20 protein-coding genes are annotated in these 19965 nt (G+C 55.7%); 7 read left to right on the forward strand and 13 right to left on the reverse strand.

The features are described from left to right. The 4 genes from ACZAHD_RS02360 to ACZAHD_RS02375 all read left to right on the forward strand — a co-directional run. A partial coding sequence (locus tag ACZAHD_RS02360; protein WP_462455357.1) for a sensor histidine kinase occupies positions 1 to 1611 on the forward strand: 1611 nt, incomplete at its 5' end. Further along, entirely contained in the window at positions 1608 to 2303 is a 696-nt protein-coding gene (locus tag ACZAHD_RS02365) for a response regulator transcription factor (protein ID WP_462455358.1), read from the forward strand. The genes ACZAHD_RS02360 and ACZAHD_RS02365, both read left to right, overlap by 4 nt. A 415-nt stretch (positions 2304 to 2718) precedes the next feature. Further along, on the forward strand, positions 2719 to 2856 hold the full coding sequence (locus tag ACZAHD_RS02370; RefSeq protein ID WP_462455359.1) for a small membrane protein: 138 nt from the start codon (positions 2719 to 2721) through the stop codon (positions 2854 to 2856). 152 nt (positions 2857 to 3008) lie between these two features. Continuing rightward, positions 3009 to 3626 (forward strand): helix-turn-helix transcriptional regulator, encoded by a 618-nt coding sequence (locus ACZAHD_RS02375; protein WP_462455406.1) that lies wholly within the window; start codon positions 3009 to 3011, stop codon positions 3624 to 3626. A gap of 305 nt (positions 3627 to 3931) precedes the next feature. Here ACZAHD_RS02375 and ACZAHD_RS02380 read toward each other — a convergent pair whose 3' ends face one another. From ACZAHD_RS02380 to ACZAHD_RS02410, 7 genes are all read right to left on the reverse strand, one after another. Next, positions 3932 to 5200 carry a dicarboxylate/amino acid:cation symporter gene (locus ACZAHD_RS02380; protein ID WP_462455360.1) on the reverse strand — a complete coding sequence of 423 codons (1269 nt, stop codon included), beginning with the start codon at positions 5198 to 5200 and terminating at the stop codon, positions 3932 to 3934. Between the two features lie 254 nt (positions 5201 to 5454). Continuing rightward, positions 5455 to 6969, reverse strand: a complete 1515-nt coding sequence (locus ACZAHD_RS02385; protein WP_462455361.1) for an ABC transporter substrate-binding protein — start codon at positions 6967 to 6969, stop codon at positions 5455 to 5457. After that, positions 6950 to 7984, reverse strand: coding sequence for an ABC transporter ATP-binding protein (locus ACZAHD_RS02390; RefSeq protein WP_462455362.1), 1035 nt, complete (start codon positions 7982 to 7984; stop codon positions 6950 to 6952). The genes ACZAHD_RS02385 and ACZAHD_RS02390 overlap by 20 nt, the downstream gene beginning before the upstream one ends. Continuing rightward, positions 7984 to 8964 carry an ABC transporter ATP-binding protein gene (locus tag ACZAHD_RS02395; protein ID WP_462455363.1) on the reverse strand — a complete coding sequence of 327 codons (981 nt, stop codon included), beginning with the start codon at positions 8962 to 8964 and terminating at the stop codon, positions 7984 to 7986. The genes ACZAHD_RS02390 and ACZAHD_RS02395 overlap by 1 nt, the downstream gene beginning before the upstream one ends. Further along, positions 8961 to 9806, reverse strand: a complete 846-nt coding sequence (locus ACZAHD_RS02400) for an ABC transporter permease (protein WP_462455364.1) — start codon at positions 9804 to 9806, stop codon at positions 8961 to 8963. Before ACZAHD_RS02400 ends, ACZAHD_RS02395 begins: the two co-directional genes overlap by 4 nt. Further along, positions 9803 to 10741 (reverse strand): ABC transporter permease, encoded by a 939-nt coding sequence (locus ACZAHD_RS02405; protein WP_462455365.1) that lies wholly within the window; start codon positions 10739 to 10741, stop codon positions 9803 to 9805. Before ACZAHD_RS02405 ends, ACZAHD_RS02400 begins: the two co-directional genes overlap by 4 nt. Continuing rightward, the gene (locus ACZAHD_RS02410) at positions 10741 to 11640 is read right to left on the reverse strand and encodes a proline iminopeptidase-family hydrolase (RefSeq protein WP_462455366.1); all 900 of its coding nucleotides are present in this window, start codon (positions 11638 to 11640) and stop codon (positions 10741 to 10743) included. The genes ACZAHD_RS02405 and ACZAHD_RS02410 overlap by 1 nt, the downstream gene beginning before the upstream one ends. A 202-nt stretch (positions 11641 to 11842) precedes the next feature. On the opposite strand from ACZAHD_RS02410, the gene ACZAHD_RS02415 reads away from it, so the two are divergent. Continuing rightward, the gene (locus tag ACZAHD_RS02415; protein ID WP_462455367.1) at positions 11843 to 12598 is read left to right on the forward strand and encodes a helix-turn-helix transcriptional regulator; all 756 of its coding nucleotides are present in this window, start codon (positions 11843 to 11845) and stop codon (positions 12596 to 12598) included. Positions 12599 to 12679: 81 nt separating this feature from the next. Next, the gene (locus tag ACZAHD_RS02420; protein WP_462455368.1) at positions 12680 to 13588 is read left to right on the forward strand and encodes a proline iminopeptidase-family hydrolase; all 909 of its coding nucleotides are present in this window, start codon (positions 12680 to 12682) and stop codon (positions 13586 to 13588) included. 8 nt (positions 13589 to 13596) lie between these two features. Here the strand turns inward: ACZAHD_RS02420 and ACZAHD_RS02425 are convergent, their stop codons facing one another. Further along, positions 13597 to 14715 (reverse strand): succinylglutamate desuccinylase/aspartoacylase family protein, encoded by a 1119-nt coding sequence (locus ACZAHD_RS02425; RefSeq protein ID WP_462455369.1) that lies wholly within the window; start codon positions 14713 to 14715, stop codon positions 13597 to 13599. 14 nt (positions 14716 to 14729) lie between these two features. Between ACZAHD_RS02425 and ACZAHD_RS02430 the strand changes: the two genes are divergently transcribed. Next, positions 14730 to 15185, forward strand: a complete 456-nt coding sequence (locus ACZAHD_RS02430; RefSeq protein ID WP_462455370.1) for an Lrp/AsnC family transcriptional regulator — start codon at positions 14730 to 14732, stop codon at positions 15183 to 15185. Here the strand turns inward: ACZAHD_RS02430 and ACZAHD_RS02435 are convergent, their stop codons facing one another. The 5 genes from ACZAHD_RS02435 to ACZAHD_RS02455 form a co-directional block, all read right to left on the reverse strand. After that, positions 15186 to 15911, reverse strand: a complete 726-nt coding sequence (locus ACZAHD_RS02435; RefSeq protein WP_462455371.1) for an ABC transporter permease — start codon at positions 15909 to 15911, stop codon at positions 15186 to 15188. Next, positions 15908 to 16600, reverse strand: a complete 693-nt coding sequence (locus tag ACZAHD_RS02440) for an ABC transporter permease (RefSeq protein WP_462455372.1) — start codon at positions 16598 to 16600, stop codon at positions 15908 to 15910. Before ACZAHD_RS02440 ends, ACZAHD_RS02435 begins: the two co-directional genes overlap by 4 nt. 64 nt (positions 16601 to 16664) lie before the next feature. Continuing rightward, complete coding sequence (locus ACZAHD_RS02445; RefSeq protein ID WP_462455373.1) at positions 16665 to 17438, reverse strand: ABC transporter substrate-binding protein; 774 nt, start codon at positions 17436 to 17438, stop codon at positions 16665 to 16667. A gap of 29 nt (positions 17439 to 17467) precedes the next feature. Then, positions 17468 to 18229, reverse strand: a complete 762-nt coding sequence (locus tag ACZAHD_RS02450) for a dimethylarginine dimethylaminohydrolase family protein (RefSeq protein WP_462455374.1) — start codon at positions 18227 to 18229, stop codon at positions 17468 to 17470. 188 nt (positions 18230 to 18417) lie between these two features. Next, positions 18418 to 19956, reverse strand: coding sequence for an EAL domain-containing protein (locus ACZAHD_RS02455; RefSeq protein WP_462455375.1), 1539 nt, complete (start codon positions 19954 to 19956; stop codon positions 18418 to 18420). Positions 19957 to 19965: the final 9 nt, after the last annotated feature.

Here is a 19965-nt window from a genome sequence, read left to right on the forward strand (position 1 = left end):
GCGACAGGTGGGCCATGGGTGAAAAAAGAGTTTGGCGATCGTTCATCGGCCAGAGAGAGCGATCTCAACTACCGCGAAAGCATCCTGATTTTACCGCCGCCTCCAGTTGCCACAGGTTACGAAGTGGTGTTCCGCATTCAGAGCAGCAGCACCCTGCTCCTGCTGAGCACGCTCTCTTCGCCGCAGGAGTTTACCCAGTCCGCGACCCGGGATAGCGCATTCTGGAGTTTTTACTTTGGCCTGGCGGTGATTGCCAGCGGCGTCGCTCTGTGGCTCGCCGTTTTATTGCGCCGCCGTTTACTGTGGGGGATCTGCTTATTTTCCCTCAACTATCCGCTGGTGGCTGCTCTGCACGGCTACCCGGAATGGTTTTTCGGCAATGCCGCTCTCCCGATCCAGGACGCGATGATCAGTTATCTGTCGCTGCTCAGTTACGCGACAGCGCTGTGGCTGCATAGCGAGGTTTTTGATCTTAAGAACAATATGCCGCGCTTACATCGGCTACTCGTCGCGGCAATCGGTTTGAACATTCTCCTCCTCGCTAGCATTCCACTGGGCTTTTACGGACTGTCCATGCAAATTGAGGCAGGGATATTCTTTGTCGCCGCTCCCGTCCTGCTGGTGACCTCGTGGGCACTCTGGCGACGAAAAGCCATTGACTGGAATACCTTCCTGTTGGGGTTGCTCCCGCCGGCGTATGTTGTTTCCACCGCGCTGGCGCTGTTATCCATTCATGGCATCATTCCCTTTCACAACGCGATTTACTCCATCTGGCAGTACGCACTGATTGTGCATATCATCGCCGTTCTGATCATTGCGGTTCTGCGCATCCGTGCTGAAAACCGCAGACTGGTCCAGAAACAGCAGTTGGCGCGAGAGTTACAAATTGAGCGCGAAGCAAACTTTCAGCAGCGGCAGTTTATGGGGATGGTGGCGCACGAATTCAGAACACCGCTCTCGGTTATCCAGGCGGCGCTGGAGAACCTACGCTTATACTCCCCGGAACCGGCGCAACGCCCACGCCTGGACCGCATGCAGCGCGCCACCACCCGTCTGGTGCAGTTAACCGATAATTGCCTGGCCGATGCTCGTCTCTCCTCCCGAGCGCTACATGTGGATAAGCAAGATTCGGAGCTGCTGTCGGTGATTAATATGGCGGCGACGGTGGTTGAATTCTCGTTTAATCACTATCTCAGCGTGACGTTAGCGGGAAAGCGCGTGACCCCAGAGACCCGCTCTCCCGTCCTCTTTATCGACAGCGGACTGCTCTGTATTGCTTTTGCCAACCTGCTCGATAATGCGGTGAAGTATTCCCCGTCGGGGGAGATTGCTATTGATATTCGCCAGGCGTCGGACCTCTGCGAAATACGCATCCGCGACCAGGGACCAGGCATTGCCGATGACCAGGTTGAGCCCATTTTTGAGCGCTACCAGCGAGGGGCATCCTGCGGCGCAACCCCGGCCGGAACCGGTCTTGGCCTGTTCGTCGCCCGGCAAATCGTCCGCGCGCACGGCGGAGAACTGCGGTTGACGAAAAACAGCACTGCGGGATGCGAATTTGCGCTCACGCTTCCCCTGGACGTCCCACCACAGCAGAAGGGTAAATCATGACATTACGCGTGGCGATCATTGAAGATAGCGCCGATCTCCTCGATGAACTGCTGGCCTTCCTGCGTTTTCGCGGCTTCAGCGCATGGGGCGTACACAGCGCGGAAGCATTCTGGCGGCAGTTGCATCGCGATCCGGTGGACATTGTGCTGGTTGATATTGGCTTGCCCGGCGAAGACGGCTTCAGCGTCCTGGAGTATCTGCATGAGATTGGCGAGTACGGGCTGATCGTCATGACCGCCAGAGGGCATGAGCAGGATAAACTTCAGGCGTTCAATCTGGGCGCTGATTTCTATCTCATCAAGCCGGTGAATTTTTCCGTTCTGGCGGAGACCATTGATTCACTGGGCGCCCGGCTTACGCAGCAAAACTCCAGTTCCCCTGTTGCGGCCCCCGTAACCGAGGAACTCGCCTCTTCCTCCTGGATACTGCAACCGGAAAGCCTGTTGGCGCCTTCCGGCATAACGCTGCCGCTGACGCAGCAAGAGCACCGGCTGATGGCGCGCTTAATGCACAACCCAAGTGAAGTCTGTCGCAAAGTTGATCTGCACGCATATCTTTTCCCCGATGAAGTTGAGGCGGAGTTGCACCGCATTGATGTGGTTATCAGCCGACTGCGCAACAAAGCGCGGCTACACGGTATGACGTTGCCCATCCGGGCCATTTTTGGCAAAGGCCTGGCGTTTATTCCTTGAGGTTCCTCGTTGTCGTCGTGTGAACGGCTGGATGCCTTCTCTACCAGGTTTATTATCTATAAGTTATTCATTTCGCTGTTTTTGTTAATTTTTCTCATTTTTTGAGAGAAATGAGAGAAATGAGACTGACAGTAGATTAAGAATTTTCTTACATTGGCCTCATACCGCAAATGTAGCGACCGAAATTAGCCATGCTATGGGAGGGGAACGCGCCAGCCCTTCTGTACTAGCCACCTTGCGGACAGGCGGGGTTTAACTCTGTCAGGATTTCGTTCAAAGCGACGAGCTGCGCGAATATTCTACGCGCAGACGCCGCGAGGACAGCAGCTTCACGCTGAATAACACCATAATAATATTGGCTTTCACGCTGATGCGTATTTTTCACAGTATAAAACTGAGTTAAGGATTATTCACTATGGCTTTGCAAACGTGGCTGGCTTTATTGCTATGCCTGTTTTTCTTCGGCATTTCCGTTTATAGCTTTATTTCTTACATAAAAGACAGGAAAAAACAGAAACTCCCCTTCGTCGACCGAAAAATGCGAAGGAAATAATTATGGCAGACCTTCTGCCTCTCCCGTCGTGTTGATGAAGGATCATTTTCCGTTCATCAAATACGCTATTCCCGATTCACGGCAATTGCCGTAAACGCCAGAAAGGTTACTCGCAGCATGGTATTATGTTGATGCAGCCGGAAAGTCACGCCATGAGAAAAATAAGCATCGCGATTATCAGCCGAAACACCTTCCTCAGGGCGTCGCTAATGGCAATTGTCAACGATCTCACCCGGACCCGCGACGACCTGACCATCGGGTTTAGCGGTCACTCAAGCGAATTGTCCGCTGCGGACATTATCATCGCTGAGATTCTCCCGGGTGAGATTCATCTTTGTAATACCAGTATAAAAAACCGTAAACAAAACAGTTCGGTTATTATTTTGCATAGCTATGATGAGCTGCCGGAAAAGACGCGGATCGTCAACTGTCTGAAAGACGTCACCTTCGTTCATGTCCGAGCGATCAATATTGACAGTCTGCGTGAAATTATTGATAAGGCGCTAAAGAAGAATGACCAGCCGGAATCAAAACGGGCGATCGATTCGGCATCAATATGCGCCAACTGTCCACACAAAAGTCTGTCGCCTTCGCAGATCGTCGTAGCCCATGGTCTGATGAATGGCTTTGATATTGGTAAAATTTCCGCACTTCACCAGATTAGCCCCAAGACCGTTATTTATCATAAAAACCAGATCATGGAAAAATATGGACTGAATAATCATTATGACTTCTTTCAGTTCATTAGCGTGTTAAAAGAGCGTGGCTAAGATCAATTAGCGTGCCATGGCAACAGCATAAAACCGTGAAAATTAGGAATTCAACGGGTTGCTCAGGTTGTCCGTTCTGAAAAAAAGCTTGCCACCGGGAAATCACTTCTCCTTCACCGCAGTTAACCGGTAAAATTGTCTGACACCCGGGTATAAAGATACTACCGCGCATTTTTGTACCATGAAAATAATACGTTAATCGCGGGTGAGATCACTTCGTCACATTGCCCCTTGCGTGCCTGTTGGGGGCCTCTTTTTCCGCAACACACGGCTAAATACGCCCCCGCGAAGAGGGCGTTGAATTATCAGGCCTGCACCTGCTGAGGTTCCGCTTCCGGCACCTCTTCCTGTAACAGCCCCTCGTTTTTCGACAACATCGCCGTAGCAATCCCATTGCCCAGCACATTGATCGCCGAACGGCCCATATCGAGGAAATGGTCGATTCCCATCAGCAACAAAATTCCGGCGACGGGAATATTGAAACTCGGGATCGTTGCGGCAAGGACCACCAGCGCGGAACGGGGAACCCCGGCAATCCCTTTTGAAGCCAGCATCAGCGTCAGCATCATCACGGTAATTTCGCTAAAACTCAGCTGGATATTGTACGCCTGGGCAATAAACATCGAGGCAAACGAGCAGTAGACCATCGACCCCACCAGGTTAAAGGAGTAGCCAATAGGCAGCACGAAAGAGACGATGTTGCGCGAGCAGCCAAAACTGACCAGCCGCTCCAGCGTCTTCGGATACGCCGCTTCAGAGCTACTGGTGGTGAAGGCCACCAGCACCGGATCTTTGAGCATGTTGAGCAGGCGGAAAACCTCTTTTTTGAGCACCATATAGCCCACCGCCAGCAACACTGCGCTGGTAATCAGCACCGCAACATAGTAGCCGCCGATAAAAGAGGCATAGTTAAGCAAAATGCCCATCCCCTGCGAGGCGATAACCGACGAGATCGCGGCAAAAATAGCCAATGGAGCCACGTACATCACATATCCGGTGACCTTGAGCATGATATGAGAGACAACATTCAGCGCAGCGACCAGCGGCGCGTTGAATTTTTCCCCCAACGAAGCCCCGGCAATCCCAAAGAACATTGAGAACACCACGATTTGCAGAATTTCGTTGTTCGCCATCGCCTCGGTAATACTGATCGGGATGGTGTGAGACAAGAATCCTTTTAAGCTCATTCCGCTGACCGCGAGGCCAGTATCAATCGACTCTTTCGGAATCGCCAGGTTTAAGCCCGCGCCGGGATGTTCAATAGTCACGATCACCAGCCCGACCAGAATAGAGAGGATCGACGAGGTGATGAACCACACCATCGCCTTCCCGCCCACTCGCCCGATCGTCGCGGTTTCTCCCAGACGCATAATCCCTACCGTCAGCGTACTGAAGACCAATGGTGCAATCACCATCTTAATCAGCCGTAAGAACATGTCGGTAAAGAGCGTAATATTTTCTGACCATGACGTGATCGTGCCCGGAGAGGCATACGCATGGATCAGCGCGCCGGAGAGGATCCCCAACAGCATGAAGACAACGATAAACAGCGTGAGTTTGTTTGCACTTGCCACAAGAATGAACCCCTGATTTATTTAATCTATTGATTTAAATGCACATATGTTTTTTTATACGTATGCATTAAAAATTCACCACATAAATTGAATAAAAGAGACAAGGGTTACAATTCTTTTTAGTTATTTATCCCGGTAGTTGAAGCAAACCTTGACACATATCAATCCCGTTCGGGTGGTCAGGTTTTGCGCTGCGGAGCCGTCAGAGGGGGTGAAAAGCGTCGGCGACCGGGGCCGACCGACGCGAAAAAGGATCAGTTTTTAACGGTATCTTCGAGGAAGAAGCGACCCAGCGGATTCTGATAGAAGCCAACAATATTTTTACGACTGACGTTGCGGTACGGACTGTAATACAGATCGATCCAGTTCACGTCTGCCTTCGCCATTTTCTGCAGTTCGATATACATCTGCTCGCGCTTTTTACTGTCCATTTCCACACGGGCGGCAGCCACCAGCGCTTTAACCTGCTCATTATGATAACGGGTCATATAGTTCATATTGGCGTCGTGGCCAAGTACAAACGTGGTTTTCTGATCGGGGTCGAGAATATCGTTAGTCCAGTACATCACCGAGATATCGTAATCTCCGGCCACCAGCATATCCCAGCTCTGGCTCGGGTCCACTTTTTGTAAATTGACCGTCACCCCGGCTTTCGCCAGCTGCTGCTGGAGCAAAATCGCGATTTGCTCATCCACTTCATCCCCGGCGTTGACCACATAGTTCAGCTTCAGGTCGGCAGCCCCCGCCGCTTTCAGCATCTCTTTGGCCTTTTGCGGATCGTATGGCCGGCGAAGATTGTCGGCGTAGTGGTAAAGTGCCCCGGCGGGAATGTAGGAGTTCGCCACCTGACCATAGCCAAAGGTCACGGTCTTGACGATTGCGTCTTTATCAATGGCAAAATCCAGCGCCTGACGCACTTCCACCTTGCCCAGCGCGCCATGAGAATGGTTAATCAGCAGGTGATCTTCACGGGTTGACGGGTCGAGCTCAACCTTCAGACTGGCGTCCTTTTGTAAGGACGCAATCCGCGAGAAAGGCACCGTCAACGCGGCATCCAACTCGCCCGCCTGTACCTTCAGCATGCGGGTATTATCATCCGGAATGGTTAACCACTCGACACCATCGAGGCTGACGTTTTTCGCCTGCCAGAAGTTGGGGTTCTTCACCAGCACGATTTTTTCACCGCGCAGCCACTCCTTGACACTAAACGCGCCGGAACCCACCGGTTTTTCGGCAAAAGCCTCTTCACCCTCCGCTTTCATCGCCTGCTGCGAAATCACCGACGCATTCGGCAGCGCCAGTTGCGATAAGAAAGGCGCTGAAGGTGACTTCAGCGTCACCACCAGGGTTCGCGGATCCGTCGCTTCCGCCTTTGCAATAATGCTGTAGGAGTCGCGCCACAGCGATCCCGCATCATCGCGGATACGCAGCAGGCTAAAAGCCGCATCGCTGGCGGTCAACGGCGTGCCATCTGAGAATTTGGTATCACGAATTTTAAAGGTATAGACTTTGCCATCCGGGGAGATAGTCCAGCTTTCGGCCACGCCTGGTTCCAGCTTCGTCCCCGCTTTATCCACCCGCACCAGCGGGTCGAAGACGTTGGAAAAGACCCAGTTATCGGCATTCTGCGCCGATTTTATCGGGTCAAAGGTGGTGCTGTCCTCACGGCGACCGATAGTCAATACCCCCGCTGCCTGCGCCATTTCGCTGACCACGCTAAGCGCCAGAAAAACGCTCGCCGCCAGTAACTTAACATGTCTGTGCTTCATCAAAAGATCCCCCAGTCAAAGGAAAAAAGGTCTCATTACCCGTGTGGTTGAGTACGCAGGCATATGCGCGATCGGCAATCTGCCGGGTTGGTGGTGGTGCGTCGGTGCGGCATTGCACCTGCGCATAAGGGCAGCGCGGATGAAATGCACAGCCTTGTGGAATAGCAACGGGGCTGGGCGGCTCGCCCCCCAACCCACGCTTCGGTAGTGGCTTATTCGGGTCGATCTCCGGGATCGCCGCGACCAGCGCCGCGGTATAGGGATGCAGCGGGCGGGTGAAAACAGCTTCCACCGGTCCTTCTTCCACGATACGCCCGAGATACATCACCGCGACGCGATCGCAGAGCCGACGCACAATCGCCAGATCGTGCGCGATAAACAGAATCGCCAGTCCCATCTTCTCCTGCAGATCCATCAGTAAATTGACGATCTGTCCCTGAATGGAGACATCCAGCGCCGCGACACACTCATCCGCCACGATCAGCCGAGGCTCAATGGCCAGCGCTCTGGCAATACCGGCGCGCTGACACTGGCCGCCGCTAAGCTGCGCCGGCTTTGCGCTGGCCTGCTGCGGACGCAGGCCGACCTGGGTTAACAGCTCCGCCACCCGCTGCGCGACCGCATCGCCAGGCACCTTTTGATGAACCCGCAGCACCTCGGCGATGCTTTCCCCCACGGTCTGACGCGGGTTCAATGAGGCGAAAGGGTCCTGAAAAATCATCGCACTTTGCTGGCGCAGGCGGGCGATATCGCTGGTCAAACCGTGAGTGATCCGTTGACCATCGAAGCGCACCTCTCCGCCAGCGACCCGCTCAAGTTGTAACAACGCCCGACCCAATGTGCTTTTACCGCTGCCGGATTCGCCGACCAGACCGAGCGTCTCGCCGGGATAAATGTGCAACGAGACCTGATTGACGGCATGCACCGCCCGTTTCGACAACCACCGTCCGCCGGAAACCGGAAAGGTGACGGAAAGATTATCGGCCTCCAGCAGCGGCCAGTGAGTACGTCCCATTATTCCTCCCGCCGCACGAGCGTCGGCAATATGTGATGACAGGCTGCCGCATGACTGTGGCTATCCTGCCCGTAACGCAGTGACGGCTGGTACAGGCAAGCCTCATCAGCCCGGTGGCAGCGTGGGTGAAAACGGCAACCTGCCGGAAAATGGTCGGCGACCGGCGGCTGACCGTCGATAGTCGTCAGCCTCCCCCGTCCGCCTTCGCTGACCGGCTGGCAGTCGATAAGCCCGCGGGTATAAGGATGCAGCGGCTCGGCCAGCACTTCGCGCTTACCACCGACTTCACACAACCGGCCAGCATACATCACCGCAATGCGGTCGCAGGTTTGCGCTACCACGCCGAGATCGTGGGTAATCATAATGACCGCCAGCCCCAGTTCGGCACGCAGGTCGCTGAGCAGGCGCAAAATCTGCATCTGCACGGTCACATCCAGCGCGGTCGTTGGCTCATCGGCAATCAGCAGCGCGGGCTCCGGTGCGAGAGCGACGGCAATCATCGCCCGCTGGCGCATACCACCGGAAAATTCATGCGGATAGTTATTGAGCCGGTTTTGCGGATCGGGGATCCCGACCTGCCGCAGCAACGCCAGCGCATCCTCCCGTGCCTGACGGCGGCTGGCGCCAAAATGAAGACGACGGCTTTCGGCAATCTGTTCGCCGATGGTCATGACCGGATTAAGGTGGCTGGTTGGATTCTGAAAAATCATGCCGATCTCCCGCCCGCGCACCGCCGACATCTGCCCGTCGCTCAAGGACAAAAGATCCCGTCCGTTCAGCAGAACCTCACCGCCGCTAATCCGCAATCCGGCCCCCGGCAGCAGACGCATCAGCGCCCGACAGGTCACGGTTTTACCCGATCCACTCTCGCCGACCAGCCCGAGCATCTCTCCGGCGTCGAGACTCAACGAGACGTTGTCCACCAGCGCAAGATCTGCGCCGCGTGTTACCGTCAGGTTATTCACCTTCAGCAGACTCATCCGCGCGCTCCTAATTTGTCGCCTAACCCGTCGGCCAGCAGGCTAAACCCCATGGCCAGCAGCACGATGGCGAGGCCGGGAAAGGTGGTTATCCACCATGCGGTGGTGATAAAACTCTGCCCCTCCGCAATCATGACACCCCACTCGGCGGTGGGTGGCTGCACGCCAAGCCCCAGATAGCTCACCGAAGCCCCGTTAAGCAACACCAGCACGCAGTCGGACATCGAAAAAACAATCGCCCCGGTCAGCGCATTCGGCAGCAGATGACGAAATAAAATCCGCGGGTGGCCATAGCCCAGGCTGCGGGCCGCCAGAATAAAATCGCGCTGCTTTAGCGTCAGTACCTGAGCGCGTATCAGTCGGGCGTAGGAAACCCAGCCCACCATCGCCATGGCAATATAAAAACTGCCCAGTCCCGGCCCGAGGACGGCGATGATCGCCAGCATCAGTACCAGAAACGGAAAGGCCAGCACGATATCAATGATGCGCATGATCAGCGCATCGACGACACCGCCGGCATAGCCAGAGAGCGCCCCCAGCGTGATGCCAAGCATAAAAGGAAACAGCACCCCCAGCAGGCAGATCTGCAGATCCACCCTCGCCCCCCACAGCACGCGGGAAAAAATATCGCGGCCAAAGTTATCCGTGCCGAACAGATGCGCGCCGCCGGGCGGCAGCAGGCTGGAGGAGGCGTCCTGAGCTATCGGATCGAACGGCGCTATCCACGGCGCCAGACAGGCGACGAGGAACCATAAACCGACAATCGCCAGCCCGGAATATAACGCCTGCTGGCGCGGGATGACCCGTTGACGCAGACGGGAAAAGGTCGCGATCGCTTTCATAGCTTTATCCTCGGGTCGAGAGCCACGGTCAGAATATCCGCCAGCAGGCTAACCGCCACGGTGGCCAGGGCAAAGACCATCACCACACCCTGAACCACCATATAGTCGCGGCTAAAAATCGCCTTGATCAGCAGTTGTCCGAGGCCGGGGATGGCAAACACGCTTTCGATAACCACCGTACTGCCGATTAGCCAGCCAATGTTCACCGCCAGCAGGTTGATGGTCGGTACCAGCGAATTGGGTAGCACGTGCCGCCAGAAGATGCGTCTTTCCCGCTGCCCGCGCGCCCGCGCCGCCACCACATAGTCGCTACTCATCTCCATCAGCAGGCTGGCGCGCAGGTTACGAATCAATACCGCCGAGAGGGCCAGCGCCACGGTCAGACACGGCAGCGCCATATGACGCAACTGGTCTAAAAAATCGCTGCCATAGCCAGAGACCGGAAACCAACCAAGCGCAATGCTGAACAGCAGAATCAGCATGATCCCGAGCCAGAACGCCGGAAAACCCAGCCCGGCCGTGGTAAAGAGACGGATCAGCCGATCGGCGAGGCGTCCACGCTGGCGGGCGGCAATCGCGGCCAGCGGCACCGTCAAAACGATAGCCAACAGCACGCTGCCCAGCACCAACCACAGCGTTGGCTCCAGACGAGAAGCTATTAGCCTGAGGGTGTCGACCCGATAGACAATGGATTTTCCCAACTCCCCTTGCAGCAGGTTGCGCAGGAAGTAGCCGTACTGCACCCATAGCGGTTCATCGAGACCAAACTGCGCGCGGATACGGGCCAACGCCGCCGGGGTGCTACGCGTGCCCAGCAGAATACGCGCCGGATCGCCGGGAATCGCGCGCACCATCATGAAGGTAATCAGGCTGATGCCGAACAGAACCGGTATCAGTTGTAGAGGACGAAACAGCAGAAAGCGATAGCGATGCATCAACAGTCTCCCGTCTCGCGCTGACGTGCCAAAAAGTCGAGCAGCACCGGATAGTAAGCCTGCGGCTCTTCATAAAATGGCATATGGCTACTGTTGGCAAAAATCGCGATTTCGGCATTCGCCAGTCCCTGCTTCATTTTCAGGGCGCAGGCGGGGGTAAGTTCATCATGCAGGCCGCTGGTTATCAGGCACGGTGCCCGGATTAAGCTCAGTTCGGCGCTGCGATCCCATGCTTTTAAATTGCCGGTATAAAGAAATTCGTTCGGCCCCTGCATGGTGATATACGGCCCCATATTCCAGTCCTCCAGCGAGCGCTTAAGCGGTTCGGGCCAGACGTCGAGACGGCACACATGGCGATAATTCAGTAAGGTAATCGCCGCCTGATAGGCCGGATGATCCAACCAGCCCAGCGCTTCATAGCGCTGCATCATGGCAACCGTTTCTGCCCCCAGCGCTCCGCGCAGACGGTTGAGCTCTTGCACCAGATGCGGCATATCGGCGACGGTGTTTTCCAGAATAAGCGAGCGAATTGCGCCAGGATGGTGCAACGCCACTTCAATTGCCAACCATCCGCCCCAGGAGTGACCAAGCAGATGCACCTTGCCGAGCCCCAGCGCCCGACGAACGGTTTCAACTTCCCGCACGTAGCGCGCCATGGTCCATAAGCTGGCGTCATCCGGCCGGTCCGATTTTCCGGTCCCCAGTTGGTCGAAGGCGATCACCCGATAGCCATGCTGTTTCAAGCAGGAGTGGGCCTCGCGCAGATAGTCACAGGGCAGCCCCGGTCCGCCGTTGAGGCAGAGAACGGTCTCATCGCCGTCGCCAAATTCCCAGGCCACGACGTTGTAACCCTCTACCGCAATGTTGTGGCATCGATCGGGCGCTATTTCACTCCACATAATGTGTTCCTCGTCGTAAACAGGACTGGTTACTGGCGTTGCTTTAACGCTAACGGCATCGCCGGAAGCTGAACAGTTAGCAAAAATACTAGTTTTGCGCCGCGCCGGTACGGCACCGGAATTGCATGCCTCAGAGCGGGAGAGTGACGGATTTGCACAAATCATGCCCGTAGCAGGTATCGTTTTTATGTGAGGGGGTTATATGCGACTGGAGTTTGAACGCCCCGGTAGCACGCAGGCTACCAGCCTGGATGAAGCATTCGGCGGGCTATTTCAGCAAACACGAAAGCTGGGGTTTGACGCGGTCATTTATGACTACACCCCGGTCCCGCGTTCTCTGGAAGGGGAGCTGATTACGCCATCGCTGCTCAAAACGTGCAATGTGCCGGAGGATATGCGTCAGCTATGGTGCGAACGCGGCTATTACCAGCTTGACCCGGTGCAGCACTGCGCGCTGGAGAGCTGCGCGCCCTTTATCTGGTCCTATCAGCGCCCGGACAGCAACATGTTGCGCGGCAGACTGGACCATCATACGACCGCCGTCACCCACTATATGCGTGAACACAATATGCCCTGCGGCGCAACGGTTCCCCTGCATCTGCCTAACGGCGGCTTCGTCACCCTGACCGGCATTCACACCGATCAGCGTCAGGAACCGGAAATCAGCGCTACGCTGGCGCAGTTGATGCTCATTGCCCACCAGTTTCAGGAGACGGCGTTTCCCCTGTTCGACAGCACCATGCTGACCTGCCGCCACGTGAAATTAAGCAACCGCGAGCGCGAATGCCTGGCATGGTCCGCAGAAGGGCTCACCGCCAAAGAGATCGCCCGCAAGCTACATCGTTCGGTAGCGACGGTGACGTTGCACCTGAATACGGCTGCTAAAAAACTGGGCGCCAGCAACCGCGTACAGGCAGTGGTTCGCGCCCTGCATTACCGCCTGCTCGACAGCCAATAACTAGCATTTTTACTAGTGTTCAGCCTCGCTGATGACCCTTTACCCTGAAAGCCGGTCCATTTAGCAGGGTAAAGATCACTCATGTATACCATTCGCGAAGGTTATGCCCCGTTTCGGCAGTATCAAACCTGGTTTCGTATTTGCGGCAATATCGATAGCGGGCTGACGCCGCTGGTCATTGCTCACGGCGGGCCGGGGTGTACGCACGATTATGTCGATGCGTTCCGCGACATCGCGCTTACCGGACGAGCGGTGATCCATTACGATCAGTTAGGTAACGGGCGCTCAACCCATCTCCCGCAGCAGCCTGCCGACTTCTGGCAACCGGCGCTGTTTCTCGACGAACTGGATAACCTGCTGCGGCATCTCAATATCGCCGGGAACTATGCCCTGCTGGGTCAATCGTGGGGAGGAATGCTGGGAGCGGAGCACGCGGTGACGCAGCCAAAGGGTTTAAAAGCACTGGTTATCGCCAATTCACCGGCCTCAATGGCGCTGTGGCTGCAGGGAGCGGCAGAGCTCCGGGCGCAGTTGCCTGCCGATATCCAGCAGACGCTGCTGCAGCACGAGGCTGCCGGGACGCTGGACAGCGCGGAATATAAGGCGGCAAGTCAGGTCTTTTATCAACGCCACGTCTGCCGACTCGACCCCTGGCCGCCGGAGGTACAACGCACTTTTGCTGCCATGGATGCCGACCCGACGGTCTATCACGCGATGAACGGTCCCACCGAATTCCACGTCATCGGCAGCATGAAAGCGTGGACCATTATCGACCGCCTGCCACAAATTAAGGTTCCGGTGCTGCTGATTTCCGGGCGCTACGATGAAGCCACACCAGAAGTGGTGCAACCCTTTATGGATCATATTCCCGGCGCGCAGTGGGTGATTTTCGAAGCCTCAAGCCATATGCCGCACGTGGAAGAGCGCGAGCTGTGCATGAAGACGGTGAACGACTTTTTGGCCCATTCGACATCAATGCCACCGGTGTGACCAGAGGGTCACATTGCCAGAGCGCCACCTCCGGCAAACTCGCGCTCGCCGGCAATTTTCATCACCTCGGCGCCAAAGGTGACAAAAGGCGTCCGACGGCTGGCGTAGATCAACCCGCCGGCCTGCGGGCGGACCGATTGAATCATATCGGTGAGCGGATCGATAATCTCGGCCACGACCTCATCGGCACTGACCCACTCACCGGGCTGTTTCAACGGTACGAAAATCCCGCTCGCGGGCGCAGTGACAATCTCTCCCGCCGCGAACGGCAGCATCAGCGTCTCCTGCTGCGGGACAGGCTGGCATTCGCCCGCCAGCACGCCGCGATATTGCAGATACCGGTACAGACGCTCAGCGTCCTCGCGGGCCAGCGCATGATTCACATCCTGCTGACCACGCAGCTCCACGGTCACCGCCATACAACCAGGCTGGTTTTGCTGCCATTGTGGAAAGCGCGCCGCCAGGCGATGCCAGGGCAGCCCGCAGGCCTCGTCAAACGAGTTGCCGCCGCTCTCCTGTGACAGCAATACCGTTCCAATACCTAAAAAGGCGGCCACAACTCCGGCCTCCGCCTGCCAGGCCGGATCGGCGTACAGGTGCAAAATGGCCTGGTCATCACAGTGCAAATCCAGCACCACATCGGCATCACAGGCCAGACTCAGCAAATGGTGGCGTAACGCCTGAACTTCACTGCGCAACGGTTCGGCGGCCAGCGCATCGCGCATCGCCTCGCGGACCTGCTGCAGATACGCTTCGCGGGTCTGCGGGGCATCGGCGCAGAGATAGCGCTGCGCAAGGTGGGCCAGGTCGGGAAAATCGCGGTTGAAGTTGCGACCGCTCGCCAGATCAAATCGCCCGACCCCGCCGTGGAGCACAACCTGAGCCAGCCCCGGCGGGTTAGCCACCGGAACAAGAATAATTTCACCACGCAGCTCGGCGCGCCGTTCCGCCTGGTTAAGTAATCTTTTAAGATAATGCAGCACCAGCATGCCCGGGATTTCATCGGCGTGCAGTCCCGCCTGCAGATAGATTTTCTCTCCGCGGCCGGGTTCGCCAAAGTGAAAATGGGTTAATTGCCGCTGCCCACTGAGCGCATGTTCGGGTAAGGTATAGTGTTTAATTTTCATTGGACGTCCTATCTGTGGAAAAGAAAACCCGGCTCGACCGTATCGATCATAAGATCCTTGAAATCCTGCGCCGGGATGGCCGCATTTCTTATCAAAAGCTCTCGGAGCAGGTAAATCTCACCGCCCGTCCCTGCCTGGAACGCGTACGTGGCCTTGAGCGCGACGGAATTATCCGCGGCTACAGCGCGGTGATTGAGCTCCCCGAACCGGAGCATGCCTTCGTCGTACAGGCGCAAATTGCGCTGGCTGACCATGGCCGCTCACAGCCGGTTTTTGAGCAGGAGATGCGCCAAACACCGGAAGTGCTCGACTGCTGGCTGGTCAGCGGCAGCTTTGACTTTCTGGTACGTATCGGCTGTCGCAGCATGGCGCACTACTGCCAGCTGGCCGACAGCTGGCTGACCAGCAAAAAATTTCGCGTCGATAAAATTGTGACCCTGACGGAACTGCAGTCCATCAAACGCTCCTGATCAGGGACGCTTGATAAACGCCAGCCAGCGTCGTTCCGCGCGCGAAAAGGCGAAAATCAGCAAAAAGGTGCACATTAAATAGAGCGCGGCGGCCATCAGGAACGGGATAAACGGCGAGTAGGTGATGGCATAGAAAGCCCGCGCTACGCCGGTGATATCCAGCAACGTCACGGTGCTGGCGAGCGAGGTGGCATGGAGTAAAAACACCATCTCATTGTTCAGTGCCGGAATCCCCCGCCGCAGCGTAGCGGGCAACACCAGTCGGCGAATAATCTGCCACTTTGTCATACCATAGGCTTCCCCGGCCACCCACTCCTGGCGCGGAAACGTCGCCATCATCCCCGCCAGCAATTCCGCGACGTAGGCTGCGGTATTCAGTACCAGCGCCAGGGTGGCACAGAAGGTTGCGTCGCGGAACAGCAGCCAGAACGGCCGATCGTTTTGCCAGCCCAGTTGGACAATGTCGAACTGAGACAGCCCGTAATAGATCAACATCAGTTGCAGATAAAGCGGCGTACTGCGGAAAAACCAGGTGAAGCCGCGGACGGGCCAGGCAAGCAGGCGCGGACCGTAGACCTGGCCAATCGCCAGCAGCACTGCCAGCACCATTCCGGGCACCAGGGAGAGCAAAAACAGCTCCGCCGTCATCGCCAGCCCGCTCGTAGAACCGTTGCCGTCACTCCACAGATAGCCCGGCACCGCCTCGATAAAGGTTTGCAGATTCATTGCGTCGCCCCCGCCGTTGATGAACGCAGCGCATAGCGCTTCGCCAGACGGCTAAACAGCCAGCTGGACAAGGCGGTGATGACCATATAAATCAGCGAAACCAGGAAGTAGAACAGAAAGGGTTTTTGCGTGGCGCGCCCGGCCTGTTCCGCCAGCCATACCATATCTTCTAAACCGAGAATGGAGACCAGCGCCGATGCTTTCATCAGCCCCAGCCAGTTATTATTGATGCCCGGAATGGCAAAGCTCAGCATCTGCGGCAGCATGATACGCCGGAACACCAGCCACGGCCGCATACCGTAGGCTTCAGCCGCTTCGGTTTGCCCGCGATCGACCGTGAGAAACGCGCCACGAAACGTCTCGGTGTAATAGGCGCCAAAAACGAAACCAATCGCCAGCACACCGGAAATAAAGGTATTAAAACGCACCGGCCCCAGTCCTGCCAGCGACAGCAGGGCGTTGACCAGCATCTCGCCGCCAAAAAACAGCAACAGCATAATCACCAGCTCCGGAATGCCGCGCACCAGCGTGGTATAGCCGGTGGAAAACCAACGCAGCCAGCGCGGTCCGAACAGCTTAATCAGCGCATTCACCAGCCCCAGCAGCAGCGCCACCAGCAGTGAGACCAGCATCACACACAGCGACACCCCCGCGCCGCGTAACAGTAGCGGTAAATAATCTGCAACCATATTCTGTCTTCCACCCGTGGCATAAAGGGGCGCCGGTCGCCGACCGCGCCCTCCCCTTTACGGCTTAATTACCGTAGATATCGAAGCTAAAGTACTTTTTCTGAATCGCGGCGTAGGTTCCGTCGGCGCGGATTTGCTTAATGGCTCCGTTGAGGGCATCGCGCAATGCCGGATTGTCTTTATTCACCGCAATGCCGACATCAGACGAAATGCTGCCGTCACTGATCACCGGTCCGGCGAAGGCGAATTTTTGTCCGCGCGGCGTGTCAACAAAACTGGTCGCCGCCTGGATATTGTCCTGCAAGGAGGCATCGAGACGCCCGGAGAGCAGATCCAGATAGACGTTGTCCTGGTTGGCGTACCCGACGATCTTCACGCCGTGACTGGCCCAGTGGGTTCTGGCGTAGGCTTCATGCGTCGAACCGGTTTGTACGCCGACGGTCTTGCCCTTAAGACTGGCGGCATCCGGCAGCAGCGGACTCCCCTTGCGCGCCACCAGTTGCGCCGCGCTGCGATAGTAGCGGTCGGTGAAATCCACTTCCTTCTTACGCTCGTCAGTAATATTCAGCGAAGCAATGATGGCATCAAATTTATGTGCATTCAGCGCGGCGATCATGCTCTCAAACGGCTGCTTCACGAAGACGCACTTCGCTTTCAGCTGCGTACAGAGCGCGTTGGCAATATCGATATCAAAGCCGGTTATTTCGCCGCTGGGCGCCAGCACGTCAAAGGGCGGATAGCCGCCGTCAACGCCGAAGCTGATGGTGTCAAACTGCTGAGCGGCCAACGGCGCGCTCAGCGCCATACAAGCCAATAACGCGGCAATACGTGTTTTCATATCTGTTACCCCTGATGTCAACGACGTGGCTAAAAACGCAGTGAAAGGCAGGTCAGGCCGCCATCCATTTTCTTAAATTCGCTGGTGTCGAGCTGTACAACCGGCATCCCCAGCTTGCTGATTTCGCCCAGGGTATAGGGGTACCCCTGAGGCGTAATTAAGGTGTCGTTGATCCATAACGTATTCCCGGCATACGACTCCTCTTCCGGGATCACAATGGTATTGAACCCGCTAAACGCCGGGTGATTGACGTAACCTTCCGTTAGCAGCAACGTATTGCGTCCAACATAGTTGACGATCGACTTCAGGTGCAGCCCGGCGCTCACTTCAATGGAGGTGACCTGATAGCCATGCGGTTCAACGGCGGCCGCAAACTCGCGGATCCCCTGCTCGTCGGTACGCGCCGTTTGACCAACAAAAAACTGCTTACCGACCAGCAGCACGTCGCCGCCATCCATATGACCCTGCTCGCTCATATGCACCAGCGAACGAAAACCGGCCAGTACCGGCGCTATCGACGCCACTTCCCCCTGACGACTCGGCGCGCCGGGATGGGTAATGACCGCCAGTTCGGGCATGACGACTGCGGTATCTTCCACAAAATGGGCATCCGGATAGTCCGCAGCCGCGGGCAATACGGTCACTTTCAGACCGAGCTGCAGCAAGGTTTCCACGTAGGCAAGAAACTGACGTGTCGTGCCGGCAATATCCGGCGTACCGAGCCGGGCAGTGGTTTGACCGGCGGCACAGGTTGCGGCCGGCAGGCGGGCGATAGCCTGGTTAAAATGCATAGAGAACCCTCAGGTGACTAATGATCGTTGTTGTTCCCGACATGCCGGTAAAGCATCGGGTTTTCTTGATTATCAAACAGATGTTGTCACCAGTCCGGCTGAATAGCCGGCCACGGAGGTCAATTTACGCTGTATATTGCCGGGAAAACGACGCATTCCGCTGTCGGATAAAGGTCGCTTGCCGGAGGCTAATCTTGTGCGCCTGGCGCAGGGTGAGAGGGCGAGACGGGAAGGAGCAACGCAGTGAGTTTGTCGATTGGCATCGCCCGGTAAAAATACCATCCCTGAATTAAAGCATGTTCATCGAAGGATTTGACGAACTCAAAATCAATTTTACTTTCCACACCCTCAAAGACAATTTGCTTATTCAGTTTGCAGACCACAGCAAGAATCGATGTCAGGATAGTGCGTTTATACTCATTCTTAAGCCCGTTGACGAAAAATTTATCCAGCTTTATCTCATCGTAAAACACTTCAGTTAACCATTGCAGATTTGAAGAGCCGGTACCGAAATCATCAAGGGCGATGCGCAATCCGCGATTCATCGCCTGTAATGAAAAGGCCGCGATTTTTTTATAGTATTCGCCGCTCCTTTCGGTGATCTCAATTTTAATCTGCCGGGGACGAATGCCATTATGTTGCAAAACCTGCATAAGATTATCTAAAAACAGCGGGTCATTAATTTCACATTTGCCAATATTCATCGCGAGGGTAAACTGCGCATCGGCGAGCAAAATCGTTTTCAACTCGCTGATGGCCTTCTCCATCACCAGCTTAGAAATATCGGAGTAAACATTCAGCTGTTCAGCCATTGAAATAAACAGCTCCGGGGAAACCTGGCCAAAGACCGGATCATACCAGCGAACCAGCGCCTCGACGCCGACCACCCGTTCGCTTTTGGCACACACCAACGGCTGATACTCCATGTAAATACGCTGATTAACAATCGCTTTTTTTAAGCGAAACTCCAGCGATCGCCGTTCGCTGAGATAGCTCAGAATAGAATAAAGGAACGCCGCGCCGAGAATAAAAGCGGCGCCCACAATGAGAGCGATAAGTAGCGGAGAGAGTGAGAAAAACCCCTGTTTTCGCTCCGTCAGATGGCTGCAAATGTCGTATTTACTGCTGCACAGGCTAACGCTTATCGACGACCCGGTCGCGGCCACGGATTTCATATTATTAAGAAAAACGTGATTGCCGTTTAAACTGGTTAAAGAAAAATTAAAGCCCTGGTAGCGCCGGGAAAATGCACTAAAGGCAAATGACGACGTAAAGGCCACAATATTGTCTTGCTGGCTCATATCCAGAACCACTCCGTACGGGAGATAATTCTTTTGGCCTTTGTAAATGCTATATCCACTCGGTACGACATATTTCCCGGCGGGTAGCGGCAGCGGTTTATCCAGCATGCCCCAGTTGGCGGTGCAGACCAGTTTACCGTTCTCCACGATGCCAATGTCTTCCACGCTTGCATACTTCCAGATGACCTCCCGCAAGGCCGCGATCGCCTGCTTGTTACAGCCATCAATATGCCTAATCTGCGCATGATGAATAGAGGAAATGATTTGCGTGGTCACCTCTTCACCGTAGCTGAGAAGTTCATGACTCAGCGAATCAAGCTGAACACGCTGATTATTTAACATGACAACATTGGTCAGCAAAACGGAAACGAGCACGGCCACCCCGCCGCCCGCCAGCATCCATTTCGTCTTCTGGATAAATTTCATTGTCTCTGC

This window comes from Raoultella sp., from assembly GCF_039594335.1.
Classification (GTDB): Bacteria; Pseudomonadota; Gammaproteobacteria; order Enterobacterales; family Enterobacteriaceae; genus Klebsiella.

Bases quoted from the DNA above. Each gene is read 5' to 3' on its own strand.
- ACZAHD_RS02365 (WP_462455358.1), top strand. From the start codon at position 1,608: ATGACATTACGCGTGGCGATCATTGAAGATAGCGCCGATCTCCTCGAT.
- ACZAHD_RS02370 (WP_462455359.1), top strand. From the start codon at position 2,719: ATGGCTTTGCAAACGTGGCTGGCTTTATTGCTATGCCTGTTTTTCTTC.
- ACZAHD_RS02375 (WP_462455406.1), top strand. From the start codon at position 3,009: ATGAGAAAAATAAGCATCGCGATTATCAGCCGAAACACCTTCCTCAGG.
- ACZAHD_RS02385 (WP_462455361.1), bottom strand. From the start codon at position 6,969: ATGAAGCACAGACATGTTAAGTTACTGGCGGCGAGCGTTTTTCTGGCG.
- ACZAHD_RS02390 (WP_462455362.1), bottom strand. From the start codon at position 7,984: ATGGGACGTACTCACTGGCCGCTGCTGGAGGCCGATAATCTTTCCGTC.
- ACZAHD_RS02395 (WP_462455363.1), bottom strand. From the start codon at position 8,964: ATGAGTCTGCTGAAGGTGAATAACCTGACGGTAACACGCGGCGCAGAT.
- ACZAHD_RS02400 (WP_462455364.1), bottom strand. From the start codon at position 9,806: ATGAAAGCGATCGCGACCTTTTCCCGTCTGCGTCAACGGGTCATCCCG.
- ACZAHD_RS02405 (WP_462455365.1), bottom strand. From the start codon at position 10,741: ATGCATCGCTATCGCTTTCTGCTGTTTCGTCCTCTACAACTGATACCG.
- ACZAHD_RS02410 (WP_462455366.1), bottom strand. From the start codon at position 11,640: ATGTGGAGTGAAATAGCGCCCGATCGATGCCACAACATTGCGGTAGAG.
- ACZAHD_RS02415 (WP_462455367.1), top strand. From the start codon at position 11,843: ATGCGACTGGAGTTTGAACGCCCCGGTAGCACGCAGGCTACCAGCCTG.
- ACZAHD_RS02420 (WP_462455368.1), top strand. From the start codon at position 12,680: ATGTATACCATTCGCGAAGGTTATGCCCCGTTTCGGCAGTATCAAACC.
- ACZAHD_RS02425 (WP_462455369.1), bottom strand. From the start codon at position 14,715: ATGAAAATTAAACACTATACCTTACCCGAACATGCGCTCAGTGGGCAG.
- ACZAHD_RS02435 (WP_462455371.1), bottom strand. From the start codon at position 15,911: ATGAATCTGCAAACCTTTATCGAGGCGGTGCCGGGCTATCTGTGGAGT.
- ACZAHD_RS02440 (WP_462455372.1), bottom strand. From the start codon at position 16,600: ATGGTTGCAGATTATTTACCGCTACTGTTACGCGGCGCGGGGGTGTCG.
- ACZAHD_RS02445 (WP_462455373.1), bottom strand. From the start codon at position 17,438: ATGAAAACACGTATTGCCGCGTTATTGGCTTGTATGGCGCTGAGCGCG.
- ACZAHD_RS02450 (WP_462455374.1), bottom strand. From the start codon at position 18,229: ATGCATTTTAACCAGGCTATCGCCCGCCTGCCGGCCGCAACCTGTGCC.
- ACZAHD_RS02455 (WP_462455375.1), bottom strand. From the start codon at position 19,956: ATGAAATTTATCCAGAAGACGAAATGGATGCTGGCGGGCGGCGGGGTG.